This is a genomic window from Streptomyces sp. NPDC046931, assembly GCF_040644655.1.
In the GTDB taxonomy this organism is placed as follows: domain Bacteria; phylum Actinomycetota; class Actinomycetes; order Streptomycetales; family Streptomycetaceae; genus Streptomyces.
Map to the genome: position 1 here is coordinate 34,949 of NZ_JBEYWX010000017.1, position 14,545 is coordinate 49,493.

The window sequence follows — 14,545 nt, forward strand, 5'->3', positions numbered from 1 at the left end:
GCCCGCGCCCCTGGCGCTTCATCCGCGCTCGACCGCGAGTTCAGGGGGAGGCAATGCCCCGGCCCGTCCACCTGCCGACCCGTCCACCAGTCGGCCGTCCACCTGCCGGCCCGTCCACCGGCCGGCCGGCGCCGCATCGACGGCATGTGCGCCCTCCCCGCTCCGGCGCGATCCTCCCGGGCCACCCTCCACCCGGACACCCTGTCCGAACACTGGTGCGTACACGGCATCCCGAATACGTTAGGGTCACCTAATTCGTAAGGCCCATGCTCCTTTTTCACGCCTTACCGGACGCATCGGAGACTCCGTGCCCAGCCCCTACCGCGCCCTTTTCGCCGCCCCCGGCACCAAGAGCTTCTCCGCCGCCGGCTTCCTCGGCCGGATGCCGCTGTCGATGATGGGCATCGGCGTGGTCACGATGGTCTCCCAACTCACCGGACGCTATGGGCTCGCGGGCGCCCTCTCGGCCACCATCGCGCTGTCCGCCGCCGTCGTCGGCCCCCAGATATCGCGCCTGGTCGACCGGTTCGGTCAGCGCCGGGTGCTGCGCCCGGCGACGCTGTGCGCCCTGACCGCGGGCACGGGGCTGCTCCTGGCCGCCCACCTCGCCTGGCCGGACTGGGTCCTCTTCGGGTGCGCCGCGGGCATCGGCACGGTGCCGAGCCTCGGCGCGATGGTCAGGGCGCGCTGGGCGGCCCTGTACCGGGGCACCCCGCAGCTGCACACCGCCTACTCCTTCGAGTCGGTGGTCGACGAGGTCTGCTTCATCTTCGGACCGATCATCTCCATCGGCCTGTCCACGAGCTGGTTCCCGGAGGCGGGGCCCCTTCTCGCCGCGGGCTTCCTCGCGACCGGCGTCTTCTGGCTCACCGCGCAGCGCGCCACCGAACCGGAGCCGCACCCGGGCGACCACCACACCGGCGGCACCGCACTGCGCTCACCGGGACTCCAGGTACTGGTCGCCACGTTCGTGGCCACGGGAACGATCTTCGGTGCGGTCGACGTCGTGACCGTCGCCTTCGCCGACGAGCGGGGTCACAAGGCGGCCGCCAGCGTCGTCCTGGCCCTCTACGCGGCCGGGTCCTGCGTCGCCGGCCTCGTCTTCGGGCTGCTGCGCTTCACGGGCGCCCCGGAACGCAGGTGGCTACTGGGCGTATGTGCCATGGCCGTGAGTATGATCCCCCTCCTACTGGTCGGAAACTTGCCGTTTCTGGCCGTGGCGCTGTTCGTTGCGGGCCTGACCATCGCACCCACCATGATCACGACGATGGCCCTGATCGAGCGGCACGTACCACGCGCGCATCTGACCGAGGGAATGACCTGGGTGTCCACCGGGCTCGCGGTCGGGGTCGCGATCGGCTCCTCCGCGGCCGGCTGGATGATCGACGCGGCCGGTGCGAGGACCGGGTACGGGGTTCCGGCCGTGTCCGGGGCCGTCGCGGTGGCGGTCGGTTTCCTCGGGTACCGCCGGCTCTGCAGGCCGGTTCCGCAGCGGGGAGGGTCCCATGAGCACCACAGCGAGCGGGAAGAGCGGCACGTGGCGTAACTGGGCGGGAAACGTCATCGCCCGGCCCCTGCGGGAGATCACCCCCGCCTCGGTCGAGGAGCTGTGCGATGCCGTGCGCAGGGCGGCCGAGGACGACCTCAAGGTGAAGGCCGTCGGCACCGGGCACTCCTTCACGGCCGCCGCGGCCACCGACGGCGTATTGATACGCCCTCAACTGCTGACCGGTATACGCCGGATCGATCGTGAGGCCGGCACGGTCACCGTCGAGGCGGGCACCCCGCTCAAGAGACTCAATGCGGCCCTCGCGCGCGAGGGACTGTCGCTCACGAACATGGGCGACATCATGGAGCAGACCGTGTCCGGAGCCACCAGCACAGGGACCCACGGCACCGGCCGCGACTCGGCCTCGATCGCCGCCCAGATCAGGGGACTCGAACTGGTGACGGCGGACGGCTCGGTGCTCACCTGCTCCGAGAAGGAGAACCCGGAGATCTTCGCGGCCGCGCGCATCGGCCTCGGCGCCCTGGGGGTCATCACCGCGATCACCTTCGCGGTGGAGCCGGTCTTCCTGCTCACGGCCCGCGAGGAGCCGATGCCCTTCGAGAAGGTCGTCGCCGAGTTCGACGAACTGTGGGCCGAGAACGAGCACTTCGAGTTCTACTGGTTCCCGCACACCGGGAACACCAACACCAAGCGCAACAACCGCAGCGCCGGCCCCGAGAGGCCGGTGGGGCGGCTGAGCGGCTGGTTCGAGGACGAGTTCCTCTCCAACGGCGTCTTCCGGGCGGCCAACTGGGTCGGCCGCGCCGCCCCCGGCACCATCCCGGCGATCGCCCGGATCTCCAGCCGCGCCCTGTCGGCCCGTACCTACACCGACATCCCCTACAAGGTGTTCACCTCTCCGCGGCGAGTGCGGTTCGTGGAGATGGAGTACGCCGTCCCGCGCGCGGCGCTGGTGGAGACGCTGCGCGAACTGAAGGCCCTGGTCGACCGTTCGAACCTGCGCATCAGTTTCCCCGTGGAGGTCCGCACCGCCCCGGCCGACGACATCGCCCTGTCCACGGCGTCCGGGCGGGACAGCGCGTACATCGCCGTACACATGTTCCGCGGTACCCCTTATCAGGCATACTTCACCGCCGCCGAGCGGATCTTCACCGCCCACGAGGGGCGACCGCACTGGGGCAAGGTGCACACGCGCGACGCCGAGTACTTCGCCGGGGTCTATCCGCGCTTCGGTGAGTTCACCGCCGTGCGGGACCGGCTCGACCCGGACCGGCGCTTCGGGAACGACTACCTCCGCCGCGTGCTGGGCTCGTAACGGGGGCTCATATCCAGCCGCTTCGCCCGTGTTTGCCGCCCGGATTCCGCTTCGGCACCGGCGTCCGGTTCCCCGCGCGTCCACGGCGCGCAACACCCTTCCCCCCTCAGCCGCCCACACAGGCCCGCCCGACCCCTTGAAGGTGATCGTCCGCCCGCGCGGGCAGGGACTCTGAACACCCTCACCATTGGTTCCGTTTCGGGGGGTTGGGTGAGGTGCGCCACGTTTGGCGGCCCCGAAAACGGCACATCGGGCGGCCAACTCGCGCAGCTTGCCAGAAGTTGGGCGGCGTGCCGATCCACGGAGGTGGCCCGAATGGAGTACTGTTGCGAGCCCTGGGTCCGGCCTCCCGCCAGGGTGTCCGAGGCCTTGCTGGACCGCCGGGAGGGGGCTAGTTGCACAGGGTGACGCAGTTGGTCACTTAGCGTTGCGGATAGGTAACCGTGCCATAACGGCGATGCAGGGCCCGCGCCCGACACGCCGGGCAACTCGGCAAGGTTGTGGCAGGCTGCACCCGGGCAGGCCACACTCGACTAGCGGAAGCAGCGACGCACGTGACGTCGGCAGGCACCACCCGGGAGGTCCCCATGCCCGAACTGCGTGTCGTGGCCGTCTCCAATGACGGCACACGGCTGGTGCTGAAGGCTGCGGACAGTACGGAGTACACGCTTCCGATCGACGAACGGCTCCGCGCCGCCGTGCGCGGCGACCGTCCCCGCCTCGGCCAGATCGAGATCGAGGTGGAGAGCCATCTCCGCCCCCGAGACATCCAGGCGCGGATACGGGCCGGTGCGTCCGCCGAAGAGGTCGCGCAGCTCGCCGGGATTCCCGTCGACCGCGTACGCCGCTTCGAGGGCCCGGTCCTCGCCGAGCGCGCCTTCATGGCCGAGCGTGCCCGCAAGACGCCCGTGCGCCGGCCCGGGGAGAACGCCGGCCCGCAATTGGGTGAGGCCGTCCAGGAACGGCTGTTGCTGCGTGGCGCCGACAAGGACACCGTCCAGTGGGACTCCTGGCGCCGCGACGACGGCACCTGGGAGGTGCTGCTCGTCTACCGGGTCGCCGGCGAGAGCCACTCGGCCAGCTGGACGTACGACCCGCCCCGGCGACTCGTCCAGGCCGTCGACGACGAGGCGCGTTCACTGATCGGGGAGTCCGACGACCTCGCGGCACCCGAACCGAGCTACCCCTTCGTACCTCGGATCGCACGTCTGCCCCGCGAAGGCCGGCTCGACCGCGCCCTGGACCGCCCGGCGGACCGGCCCGTCCTGCCCTCGCAGGCACCCGAGCCCCCGGAGGAGACCACGGGTGAGCGGGACTCGCTCACCAGCCTCCTGGAGGCGGTGCCGAGCTTCCGCGGCGACATGGTCGTGCCCGAGCGGCCAACGGAACCGCAGGAGGAGCCCGCCGAGGAACCCGCGGCGGAGGAACCCCCGGCGCCCGCGGCCTCGGCCGGTTCGGCGTACGCGGACGTCCTCATGCCGCGCACGGTCGCCAGCCACCGCGATCGTCTCATCGGCGCGACGGACCGCCAGGCCGAGGCGGACGGGGTCCGTCCCGGTCGCAGGGCGGCAGTCCCCAGCTGGGACGAGATCGTGTTCGGGACGCGACGCAAGAAGCAGGAGTAGGCGGACGCGCCGCCGGGAGCAAGCGGACGCGCCGTCAGAATCAGCGGCCGCACCGTCCGGAGCAGTGACCACACCGGCGCGGGGCCCGCGCGGTCGCGTGGCTCCCGCCCCCGTGTGGTCGTCCTGAACCGGTCCAACCGGCTACCCGGCGGTCACTGCGGGTCGGGGCCCACCGCGACCGGGCGGCTGCCGTTCGAGGACCACTCCGACCACGAGCCCGCGTACAACGCGGCGGGAACGCCCGCGAGCGTAAGCGCCAGGACCTCCTGTGCGGCGGAGACGCCCGATCCGCAGTACACGCCGACTTCGGTGCCCTCCGTCACGCCGAGCGCCTTGAAACGCTCGGCGAGTTCGGCGGCCGGCCTGAAGTGCCCGGTCTCCGTCAGGTTCTCCGTCGTCGGCGCGGACACCGCGCCCGGGATGTGACCGCCCACGGGGTCGATCGGCTCGACCTCGCCCCGGTAGCGCTCACCGGCCCGCGCGTCCAGCAGCACTCCCGTGCGGGCGAGCTCCGCGGCGCCGTCGGCGTCGAGCACCCGCAGAGCGCCCGCAACGGGCCGGAAGTCGCCGGGAGCGGGCTCCTCGGTTCCGGAGGCCAGGGGTCCCTCCCATGCGGCCAGTCCGCCGTCGAGCACCCGCACATCCGGGTGACCCGTCCAGCGCAGCAGCCACCATGCGCGCGCGGCGGCCCAGCCGGGTCCGCCGTCATAGACGACGACCGGCCGGTCCGAGGAGACGCCCGCGGCCCGCATGGCCGTGCCGAAACGATCCGTGTCGGGCAGCGGATGCCGGCCCGCGGGACCGGGCGGATCCGCGAGATCGGCGTCCAGGTCCACGAAGACGGCACCCGGAATGTGCCCGGCCGCATAGGCGGCGCGGCCGTCGAAGGGAGTGGAGCCGGCCGCGGTGGTGAGCTGCCAGCGGACGTCCAGGAGCGTCGGCGGACGCGGTCCCGCCAGGTCACTGGCGAGTTCGGATGCGGAGATGATGGCCTTCATGGCCCCATCTTTGCGTACGGGGTGGCCGCCTGGCCCGGGTCCGGCTACTCTGCTCCGCCGAACGGTCCGATCACCGATCGTGCGGGATCGGGCACACGCCGTACACCCGATGGACCGCTCCCGGCCCTCACACCGACACGGCCGGGACACACGGCTTCCGGCCGCCGCCAACCCGGGCGACGCGACGCGCCGCGCCGCGGCGCGGCCGCGGCGCGTGACGCGGACCGTGGTGCGAGCATCGGCACTGGCGTACATCTGCGCGTGCGCGTCACATGCGCACGCGGTGGAAGCCGAGCGGCCACCACGAGGGGCCGAGAAGAGAGTGACCATGACCGAGGCACGGAGACCGGCCGGCCCGAACGGCACAGGACATACGCGGCACTCGCCCGGCACACCCTGCTGGGCGAGTCTGATGGTGCATGGGATGGCCGTGACCCAGGAGTTCTACGGGGCACTGTTCGGCTGGGAGTTCCGGCCGGGCCCCCGGCCGCTGGGACCCTATGTGCGGGCCGTGCTCAACGGTCACGAGGTGGCCGGCATCGGCCGGCTGCCGCCGGACCGCCATCTGCCGATCGCCTGGACGCCGTACTTCGCCTCGGACGACGTGGACGCGACCGCCGAGACGATCCGCAGCTGCGGCGGAACGGTCGCGGTCGGTCCCCTGGACGCGGCCGGGGCCGGGCGTCTCGCGATCGCCTCGGACCCGATGGGCGCGGTGTTCGGCGTCTGGCGGGCGGCCGGACACCTCGGCAGGGGCCTGACGGGCGTGCCCGGAGCTCCCGCCTGGAACGAACTGCTCACCTACGACACGGAGGGCGTCGCCAAGTTCTACCGGACCGTGTTCGCCTCCGGACAGGAGCCGGTGCTGCGCGGCGGCCCCGACCAGGTCACCGTGCACATCGACGGGCGTCCGGTCGCCGGCATCCACGGCTTCGGCGCCGCCCTGCCCCCTGACCGTGGTTCGCACTGGATGACGTACTTCCAGGTCACGGACGTCGACGCGACGGCCGAGCAGGCCGCCGCAATGGGCGGGCATGTGGTGCGGCCCGGGTTCGTCACGGCCCTCGGCCGCGTGGTCACCGTCTCGGACCCGGAGGGCGCGACGTTCTCGGTGGTCAGCCGGGTCGACTGAGCCCGCGGGTGATCCGGTGGGCCGTCAGGTGGACGACACGGGCAGGACGTCGGGGGAGAGAGCGGCCGCCCGCGCCGTGGCCGCCGTCATGCGGCGCCGGTGGTGGCGGCGGCACAGCACCTCGTAGCCGACCTCGTCCGCGGACTGGTTGACATCGCCGACGACCACCTGGGCGCCCTCGACCACCATCGCACCGCCGACCGTGCGGGCATTGTGGGTGGCCCGGGCGCCGCACCAGCACAGGGCCTCCACCTGGAGGACCTCTATCCGGTCCGCGAGCTCCACCAGGCGCTGGGAGCCGGGGAAGAGCTTGGAGCGGAAGTCCGTGGTGATGCCGAAGGCGTAGACGTCGATGTCCAGGTCGTCCACCACCCGGGCCAGCTGGTCGATCTGCTCGGGCGCGAGGAACTGGGCCTCGTCCGCGATCACGTAGTCGGCGCGGCCGCCCTGGGAGAGATGGTCGACCAGGTAGGCGTAGAGGTCCTGCCCGTCCGCAACCTCCACCGCGTCCGTCACCAGGCCGAGCCGTGAGGACAGCTTCCCTTCGCCTGCCCGGTCGTTCCGCGTGAAGATCACGCCCTGTAGACCCCGCGCGGAACGGTTGTGTTCGATCTGGAGAGCCAGTGTCGACTTCCCGCAGTCCATCGTTCCGGAGAAGAACACCAGCTCGGGCATGGGAAGTGGCGGCCTTTCGGGGCAGTGCGGAGGGAGGGCGGGGTCAGGGCGGGGACACCGGGAGGGCGGCGGCGCGGGTGTGCGGCCCGCGCTCAGGTGCGGACTTCGAGCAGCGGTACCAGCTGTTCCACGGCCGTCATCGAGCCGTGGTTGCCGACCATCGACGACTCCTTCGGCTCCCGCTCCGACGCGATGAGGAGTACGTCGTCGTGGGCGGCCGCGACCACGTCACCGATGCGCGCGTACACCCGTTCGTCGATGTGGGGGCCGAACCAGCCGGCCGCGATCGCCTCGTCCCTCGAGGCGACCCAGAACTGCTCGCCGAGCACCTCGCGCCAGCAGGTCAGGACGTCGTTCTGGGCGCCGGGCAGGGCGTAGACGTGCCGGGCGCGTCCTTCGCCGCCCAGCAGGGCGACTCCGGCGCGCAGCTCCCAGTCCTCGTCGAAGTCGATGCGGTGCCGCTCGTCGAACGGGATGTCGAGCATGCCGTGGTCGGCGGTGACATACAGCGCGGCGCGCGGAGGCAGCTGTTCCGCCAGGCGCTGGGCGAGCCGGTCGACGTACATGAGCTGGCCGCGCCAGGTGTCCGAGTCGACGCCGTAGCGATGGCCGGCCCCGTCGAGCTCGGCGTAGTACGTGTACACCAAGGAGCGGTCGCCGGCGGCCAATTGCCCGGCCGCCAGGTCCATGCGCTCTTCGCCGGTCAGCCGGCCGTGGAAGGTGCCGCCGCTGAGCGCGACCTTGGTGAGGGGAGTGTGCTCGAAGGTCGGGGAGGTCACCTGCGCGGTGTGCACACCGGCCGCGTCGGCGAGCTGGAAGACGGTCGGGTAGGGCTGCCAGGCCTGCGGGTCGGTCCAGGGCTGCCAGCGAAGCTGGTTCATCAGCTCGCCGGTCGCCGGGTTGCGGACCGTGTATCCGGGCAGGCCGTGCGCGCCTGGTGGCAGACCGGTGCCGACCGAGGCGAGCGAGGTCGCGGTGGTCGCCGGGTAGCCCGCGGTGAGGGGGCGGCCGGTGCCGCCGCGGGAGGACGCCAGCAGCGAGGTGAGGAAGGGCGCCTCGTCGGGGTGCGCCTTCAGCTGCTGCCAGCCGAGACCGTCGATCAGGAAGACGCAGTTGCGGTCCGCGGCGGCCAGTTCCGTGATCGCGGGGGTCTGGCCCGGCACGCCCATGCCCGCGGCCAGGGTGGGCAGGAGGTCGGCGAGGGAACCGGATCCGTACTGGGGCAGGGGCGCGGACCCGGCGGCGAGCGGCTCCGGGTGGTCCTCCCAGGTGGGCAGCGCCATCAGCGGGTCAGATCCGCGGTCGCCTCGGAGAGGGACTGCGCGAAGGCGAGCGCCTGGCGCACCGTCTCCGGGCCGTCCCCGGCCTCGCTGACGCGCAGGCTGAGGTCGTCCGCCGTCGAGCTGCCCGTGTAACCGTGGTCCGCCTCGCAGTTGGGGTCGCCGCAGGCGGCGGGCTCCAGGTCGATGCGGGAGACGGCGCCCCAGCCGATGGTCAGGACGACCTCGCGGGGCAGGGTGCCCGGAGTGTAGGACTCCGGGTTGGCGACGACGCGGCTGACGACGACCGACGAGATCCGGCCGAGCTTCACCGACTCCGTCGACGTGGTGGCGTACGGCGTCGGGGAGGTGTCGTCCGCGGCCTGTTCGTCGGTGTGGCTGACGATGAAACGGGTGCCCGTGAGGACCAGCACGGTCACGTGGCGACGCACCTCGTTCGCGTCGAACGTGGTCTCCTGGTGGACCAGGTACGACCGGATGGGCTCGCCGCCCACCGCGGTTTCCACCGCTTCGGCCACGAGAGCCGGGTAGTAGCCGCTGCGCTCGATCGCCGTGCGCAGCCCCTGGGTCGTCGTACTGGTCTTGGCCATGGCGTCCATCCTACGGGGGCCCGCTGACTGCGAGGCACCGCTTGTCCCCGCTCAGTACGGCGGCAGCCTCCTCGGGCCGAGGTCGCCGCGGGCGGGCGGCGGGGCGAGCCGCACGGTGGCGCCGAGCACGCTCAGACCGCGGGGGGCGACGACGACGGGCTCCAGGGTGACGGCGACGACCTCCGGATGGTCGTCGACCAGGCGTGACACGCGCAACATCAGCTGTTCGAGGGCAGGCGTGTCGACGGGTGCGGAGCCCCGCCAGCCGAACAGGAGCGGGGCAGTCCGGATCGCTCGGACCAGGGAGGTTGCGTCGCGGTCGGTGACCGGAATCAAACGGTGCGCCATGTCGCCGAGCAGTTGCGAGGCGGCCCCCGCGAGGCCGAACGAGAGCACGGCCCCGGCCGCCGGGTCGATCACGGCGCGTATGAGCGTGTCCACGCCGCGTGGCGCCATGCCCTGCACGACCGGCCGCAGCTCTTCGGGCTTTCCGAACAGCTCGGTCAACTCGGTGTACGCGCGCAGCAGTTGCTCCTCGTCGGCCAGGTCGAGGCGTACCCCGCCCAGGTCGGCGCGGTGCCGCAGATTGGGTGCGGTGGCCTTGAGAGCGACCGGGTAGCCGATCGCGCGGGCGGCCCGGGCGGCGGCCTCGGGGGTGGGCGCGGGAAGGGCCCTGCGGACATGGATGCCGTAGCGCGCGAGCAGGTCGCAGGTCTCGTCCGTGCCGAGCGTGAGGCCCTGGCCCTCGGCGAGCAGCCTCGCGATCAGCGCGGCGGCGCCCTTCTCGTCGATGTCGTCGTACTCGGGCACCTTGCCGGGGTCGGCGGCGTCCCGTCGCCACTGGGCGTATCTGACCGCCTGGGCCAGAGCCCGGACGGCGCGTTCCGCGGCGGGGTAGGCGGGGATCAGGCGGGCATCGGCCGGGGCCTGAACCGTGGCCGGCGGCCGTTCCGCCGGGCGTGGGGGGTCGGTGCGCTGGGCCTGGGGCGAGGTGCTGGCCGCGGCGGACAGAGCCTCGGCGAGCCCGCCCAGCTCGACGTGGACCACGAGCACCGGCTTGGCGGGGGCAGCCGCGGCGGCCGAACGGAGGGCCTCCGCCAGGGCGGCGTCCCCGGCCGAGGTCTCCCCCACCGCCGGTATGGCCGTCACGACGACGGCATCGCAGGCGTCGCCGGCCAGCGCCGTGGTCAGCGCCCCGCGGAAGTCCTCGGCCGACGCCTCCGTCGTCAGGTCGAGCGGCGGCAACGGGCGCAGCCCTTCCGTCAGGCACGCGTCGTAGGTCAGCAGGCCCAGCGACTCGGAGTTGCCGAGGATCGCCACCCGGGGCCCGGCGGGCAGCGGCTGGCGGGCCAGCAGCAGCCCCGCGTCCACCAGTTCCGTGATCGTGTCCACCCGGATCACCCCGGCCTGCCGCAGCAGCGCGGAGACCGTGGCGTGCGGCAGGCGCGTGGCCCGTACGGCATGGCCCTGGGGGGCGCTTCCGTGCCGCGCGCCCTGCACCACGACCAGGGGCTTGGCCGCCGCCGTGCGCCGTGCGAGCCGGTTGAACTTGCGCGGGCTGCCGATGGTTTCCAGGTACATCAGGGCGACGTCGGTGTCCGCGTCCTCGTACCAGTACTGGAGGACGTCGTTGCCCGAGACGTCCGACCGGTTTCCGGAGGAGACGAACGTCGACACGCCGGTCACCCCGGTGACGCCTCCGCCGCGGCGGTGCAGCCGGGAGAGCAGTGCGATGCCGATGGCGCCGGACTGGGCGAACAGCCCTATGCGCCCGGTGCGCGGCATCTCGGGCGCGAGGGAGGCGTTGAGCCGGACGTCCGGCGAGGTGTTGATGATCCCGAAGGCGTTGGGCCCGATGATCCGCATCCCGTACGACCGGGCCTGCCGCACCAGCTCCCGCTGGCGCTCCCGTCCCTCCGGCCCGCTCTCGGCGTATCCCGCGGAGATCACCACGAGCCCCTGCACCCCGTGCTCGCCGCACTCGGCGACGACCTCGGGGACGTGCTCCGCGGGGACGGCGACGACCGCGAGGTCCACCGGCTCGGGGATCTCGCGGACGGAGCGGTGGGCGGGCACCCCGTCGAGTTCCATCGGGTCGGCCTCGAAGGCCTTGTTCACCGCGTACAGGTGGCCGGTGTAGCCGCCGTCCTTGAGGTTGCCGAGGAGGCTGCGGCCCACTCCCCCGGGTGTGCGGCCCACCCCGATCACGGCGACCGAGCCGGGCGCGAGCAGTCGCTGCACCGATCGCGCCTCGGCCCGCTGCTCCCGCGCCCGCTGCACGGCCAGCGACCGGTCGGTGGGCTCCAGGCCGAACTCCAGGTGTACGACACCGTCCTCGAAGCTGCGCTTCTGCTGATACCCCGCGTCGGTGAACACCTTGATCATCCTGGTGTTGGCGGGCAGCACCTCGGCGGCGAACCGGCGGATGCCACGCTCCCTGGCGACCGCCGCGATGTGTTCGAGGAGGGCGGACGCGACCCCGCGTCCCTGGTGCGCGTCCTGCACGAGGAAGGCCACCTCGGCCTCGTCGGCCGGCGCGGAGGCGGCCCTGCCGTCGGCCCCGATGCGGTCGTAGCGGACGGTGGCGATGAACTCGCCGCCGATCGTGGCCGCGAGTCCCACCCGGTCCACGAAGTCGTGGTGCGTGAAGCGGTGGACGTCCCTGGCGGACAGCCGGGGGTACGGAGCGAAGAAGCGGTAGTACTTCGACTCGTCCGAGACCTGCTCGTAGAAGCTGACGAGGCGCTCGGCGTCGCCGGCGGTGATGGGTCTGATGCGCGCGGTGCCGCCGTCGCGCAGCACCACGTCGGCCTCCCAGTGGGCGGGATACTCGTACCGGTCCGACGCGGTCTGCATGGGCCCCAGAGTACGGCTCGCGTCCGACAACAGCGCGAGGCAGGCTGGGGGAACCGAGCGGGCGCCGTCCAACATGCGGACCCGCCCGGGGAGGGGGCTTCCGCCCGGTCCGGGAACGCTTCATCATATGGAAAACTGGTCTAGACAACCCTGAACTCCTGAAGGGCAGCAACACATGGCTGAGCGCCGCGTCAACGTCGGCTGGGCCGAGGGCCTCCACGCCCGCCCCGCCTCCATCTTCGTCCGGGCAGCCACGGCCTCCGGGATCCCCGTGACCATCACCAAGGCCGGCGGCAACCCCGTCAACGCCGCCTCCATGCTGGCGGTTCTCAGCCTGGGCGCCCAGGGCGGCGAGGAGGTTGTCCTGGCCTCGGACGCGGAAGGTGCGGATGCCGCGCTGGACCGCCTGGCCAAGCTGGTCGCCGAGGGGCTCGAGGAGCTTCCCGAGACGGTCTGACCCTTCGCACACCACGGTCATGGAAGCCGCGCCGCCCTCGGGTCGGACGCGGCTTCCGCCGTCTTCGGGCACCACCGAATTGCGCCTCGGCCCGGCCGTACGAGAAATGCGGCACCGTCGCGAGAATTAAGCGCGGCACGCCGGAATCACGCACGCCGATTTGGTCGTGCGCATGAGAACGAGGACAGCGGAAATAGACCCCGCCGAATATCCCTCTTTGTATACGGCGTCCGTGTTAATGCCGGACCCCCGACACGTTTACGGCATGTTGCGAAGTCCTCACACGTTCCGCGCGGTCGCCCCCCGCGCCGGGGAAGCGCAGCCGGTGCGCGGCCGTCGCGCGCTCGGCGTGCAGCGCCGTGAGGGCGCGCGCCCGCTCACTGTCCCCGCGTGCGACGGCGTCCACGATGCCGCCGTGCTCGGCCCACGACTCCACGGGGTTGGCCGGCACCTCGACCGTGTACATCCAGGCGATCTTGTGCCGCAGCTGGCCGAGCGTCGAGGTGAGCGCGGGGCTCCCACAGGACTGGGCCAGCGTCTCGTGAAACCATCCGCCCAGAGAGCGCAGATCCTCGCCGGTGCCCCTCCTGGCGCGCTCCTGGCCCAGCCTGACCAGGCCGCGCAGCACCTTGAGATGGGCCGCGGTGCGGCGCTGGGCGGCCCGAGCGGCCCCCAGCGGCTCCAGCAGCATGCGCATCTCCAGCAGGTCGGCGGCCTCCTGATCGGTGGGCTCCGCGACACACGCGCCCGCGTGTCTGCGGGTGACGACGAAGCCCTCGGCCTCCAGGGTCCGCAGGGCCTCGCGCACGGGGACACGGGAGACGCCGTAGCGGCGGGCCAGGAGCTCCTCGGTGAGCCGGCCGCCGCGCTCGTAGACACCCGCGACGATGTCATCACGGATCGCCGTGCATACCGAGTGCGCCGGAATACGCATGACCGACCTCCGCCTTAAACCCCGTGAAACGTCGACGGTTGACGTGTGTTCCGTCGACTCTATTGCAGCGGGGCCGAATTTCCGACGGCAGACCGGATTCCATGGATATTTTTTGGACAGACAACAGTTCGAAACAATGATGGCCCCGGCCGGTGAGCCGGGGCCATCACATCCGGGCGCGCCGCACGGCGGCCGGCCGTCAGACGTTCACGCCGTGCGACCTGAGATAGGCGACGGGGTCGATGTCGGAGCCGTACTCCTGGCTCGTGCGCGCCTCGAAGTGGAGGTGGGGACCGGTGGTGTTGCCGGTGGCCCCGGACAGACCGATCTGCCGGCCGGGAGTGACGCTCTGGCCCACGGAGACACCGATGGACGACAGATGACCGTACTGCGTGTACGTGCCGTCGTTCATCTTGATGACGATCTGGTTGCCGTACGCGCCGCCCCAGCCGATCTCGACGACGGTGCCCGAGCCCACGGCGTGCACGGGCGTGCCCGTGGCGGCGTGGAAGTCGATGCCGGTGTGGGTGCCGGAGGACCACAGGGAGCCGCCGGACTTGTAGCCGGTGGAGACGTAGGAGTGGAAGACAGGCGTCACATACGCGTTGAGACGCTCGCGCTCGGCCTCACGGGCCGCGCGCTCCTTGGCCTCACGTTCCTTGCGCGCCTTCTCCGCGGCCTGCCTGCGCGCCGCCTCCGCGGCCTTCTTCTGCTCGGCGGCCTGCTTCTGGGCGGCTGCCTGGGCGTCGATCTTCTCCGCGACCGAGTCGCCGAGGGCGAGGGCCCGGATCAGTCCGGTCTCCTGGACGGGCTGCCCGGCGGCGAAGGCCGGGGCGGCGAGGGTGCCGATGACGCCGGTGGTGCTGAGCGCCGCGACGCCCATGGCGTTCGTGGTCGTACGCCGCATGCGGCTCGGACGGCGGTGCTTCCCGGTGGCGCAGGTGAACGCCATGAAGTGGCTGGTCCTTTCCTTCCCTCTCGCCTACCGGGTTAGCTGACGGGTTCGGAGCAGGAAGGTCTCCTACGGGCTGACGCCCGATTCACCCCAGGGACTGCATGAGCCCCCAGCCGCGAAGGCGCGAGGGCAAGGTGGGTCCCCGGCTCCCCTGGCTCGCGCCGTACGGGGACTCGGCGATGGCTGTCCGGTGCCGCGGGTGCGGCGCACTGCCTGAC

General features: G+C 72.1%; 12 protein-coding genes and 1 riboswitch. Of the genes, 5 read left to right on the plus strand and 7 right to left on the minus strand.

Features of this window, described 5'->3' with window-relative positions; translation table 11 throughout:
• Positions 1 to 307 precede the first annotated feature (307 nt).
• From ABZ876_RS26340 to sepH, 3 genes are all read left to right on the plus strand, one after another.
• Positions 308 to 1,546: an MFS transporter gene (locus ABZ876_RS26340; RefSeq protein ID WP_361785993.1), complete on the plus strand. Its 1,239-nt coding sequence runs from the start codon at positions 308 to 310 to the stop codon at positions 1,544 to 1,546.
• On the plus strand, positions 1,506 to 2,825 hold the full coding sequence (locus tag ABZ876_RS26345; protein WP_361785996.1) for a D-arabinono-1,4-lactone oxidase: 1,320 nt from the start codon (positions 1,506 to 1,508) through the stop codon (positions 2,823 to 2,825). The genes ABZ876_RS26340 and ABZ876_RS26345 overlap by 41 nt, the downstream gene beginning before the upstream one ends.
• A 587-nt stretch (positions 2,826 to 3,412) precedes the next feature.
• Positions 3,413 to 4,450, plus strand: coding sequence for a septation protein SepH (gene sepH, locus ABZ876_RS26350; RefSeq protein ID WP_361785999.1), 1,038 nt, complete (start codon positions 3,413 to 3,415; stop codon positions 4,448 to 4,450).
• Positions 4,451 to 4,602: 152 nt separating this feature from the next.
• Here sepH and ABZ876_RS26355 read toward each other — a convergent pair whose 3' ends face one another.
• Complete coding sequence (locus tag ABZ876_RS26355; RefSeq protein ID WP_361786002.1) at positions 4,603 to 5,448, minus strand: sulfurtransferase; 846 nt, start codon at positions 5,446 to 5,448, stop codon at positions 4,603 to 4,605.
• A gap of 328 nt (positions 5,449 to 5,776) precedes the next feature.
• On the opposite strand from ABZ876_RS26355, the gene ABZ876_RS26360 reads away from it, so the two are divergent.
• Positions 5,777 to 6,580 (plus strand): VOC family protein, encoded by an 804-nt coding sequence (locus ABZ876_RS26360; protein WP_361786005.1) that lies wholly within the window; start codon positions 5,777 to 5,779, stop codon positions 6,578 to 6,580.
• 24 nt (positions 6,581 to 6,604) lie between these two features.
• Here the strand turns inward: ABZ876_RS26360 and ABZ876_RS26365 are convergent, their stop codons facing one another.
• The 4 genes from ABZ876_RS26365 to ABZ876_RS26380 all read right to left on the minus strand — a co-directional run bounded on the left by ABZ876_RS26365 (position 6,605) and on the right by ABZ876_RS26380 (position 11,981).
• Positions 6,605 to 7,255, minus strand: a complete 651-nt coding sequence (locus ABZ876_RS26365) for a thymidine kinase (protein WP_361786008.1) — start codon at positions 7,253 to 7,255, stop codon at positions 6,605 to 6,607.
• Between the two features lie 92 nt (positions 7,256 to 7,347).
• Positions 7,348 to 8,538, minus strand: a complete 1,191-nt coding sequence (locus ABZ876_RS26370) for a nucleotide pyrophosphatase/phosphodiesterase family protein (RefSeq protein ID WP_361786011.1) — start codon at positions 8,536 to 8,538, stop codon at positions 7,348 to 7,350.
• On the minus strand, positions 8,538 to 9,125 hold the full coding sequence (locus ABZ876_RS26375) for a DUF5998 family protein (RefSeq protein ID WP_361786014.1): 588 nt from the start codon (positions 9,123 to 9,125) through the stop codon (positions 8,538 to 8,540). Before ABZ876_RS26375 ends, ABZ876_RS26370 begins: the two co-directional genes overlap by 1 nt.
• 51 nt (positions 9,126 to 9,176) lie before the next feature.
• Complete coding sequence (locus tag ABZ876_RS26380) at positions 9,177 to 11,981, minus strand: GNAT family N-acetyltransferase (RefSeq protein WP_361786017.1); 2,805 nt, start codon at positions 11,979 to 11,981, stop codon at positions 9,177 to 9,179.
• Between the two features lie 175 nt (positions 11,982 to 12,156).
• Here ABZ876_RS26380 and ABZ876_RS26385 point away from each other — a divergent pair, with 175 nt between their 5' ends.
• A complete protein-coding gene (locus ABZ876_RS26385) occupies positions 12,157 to 12,438 on the plus strand; it encodes an HPr family phosphocarrier protein (RefSeq protein WP_361786020.1) in 282 nt (93 codons plus the stop codon).
• Positions 12,439 to 12,673: 235 nt separating this feature from the next.
• On the opposite strand, the gene ABZ876_RS26390 is transcribed toward ABZ876_RS26385, so the two are convergent.
• Together ABZ876_RS26390 and ABZ876_RS26395 are read right to left on the minus strand one after the other, a co-directional pair.
• Entirely contained in the window at positions 12,674 to 13,372 is a 699-nt protein-coding gene (locus ABZ876_RS26390) for a GntR family transcriptional regulator (protein WP_361786023.1), read from the minus strand.
• Between the two features lie 199 nt (positions 13,373 to 13,571).
• On the minus strand, positions 13,572 to 14,324 hold the full coding sequence (locus tag ABZ876_RS26395; RefSeq protein WP_361786026.1) for a M23 family metallopeptidase: 753 nt from the start codon (positions 14,322 to 14,324) through the stop codon (positions 13,572 to 13,574).
• Positions 14,325 to 14,336: 12 nt separating this feature from the next.
• Positions 14,337 to 14,516: riboswitch (cyclic di-AMP (ydaO/yuaA leader) on the minus strand.
• Positions 14,517 to 14,545 lie beyond the last annotated feature (29 nt).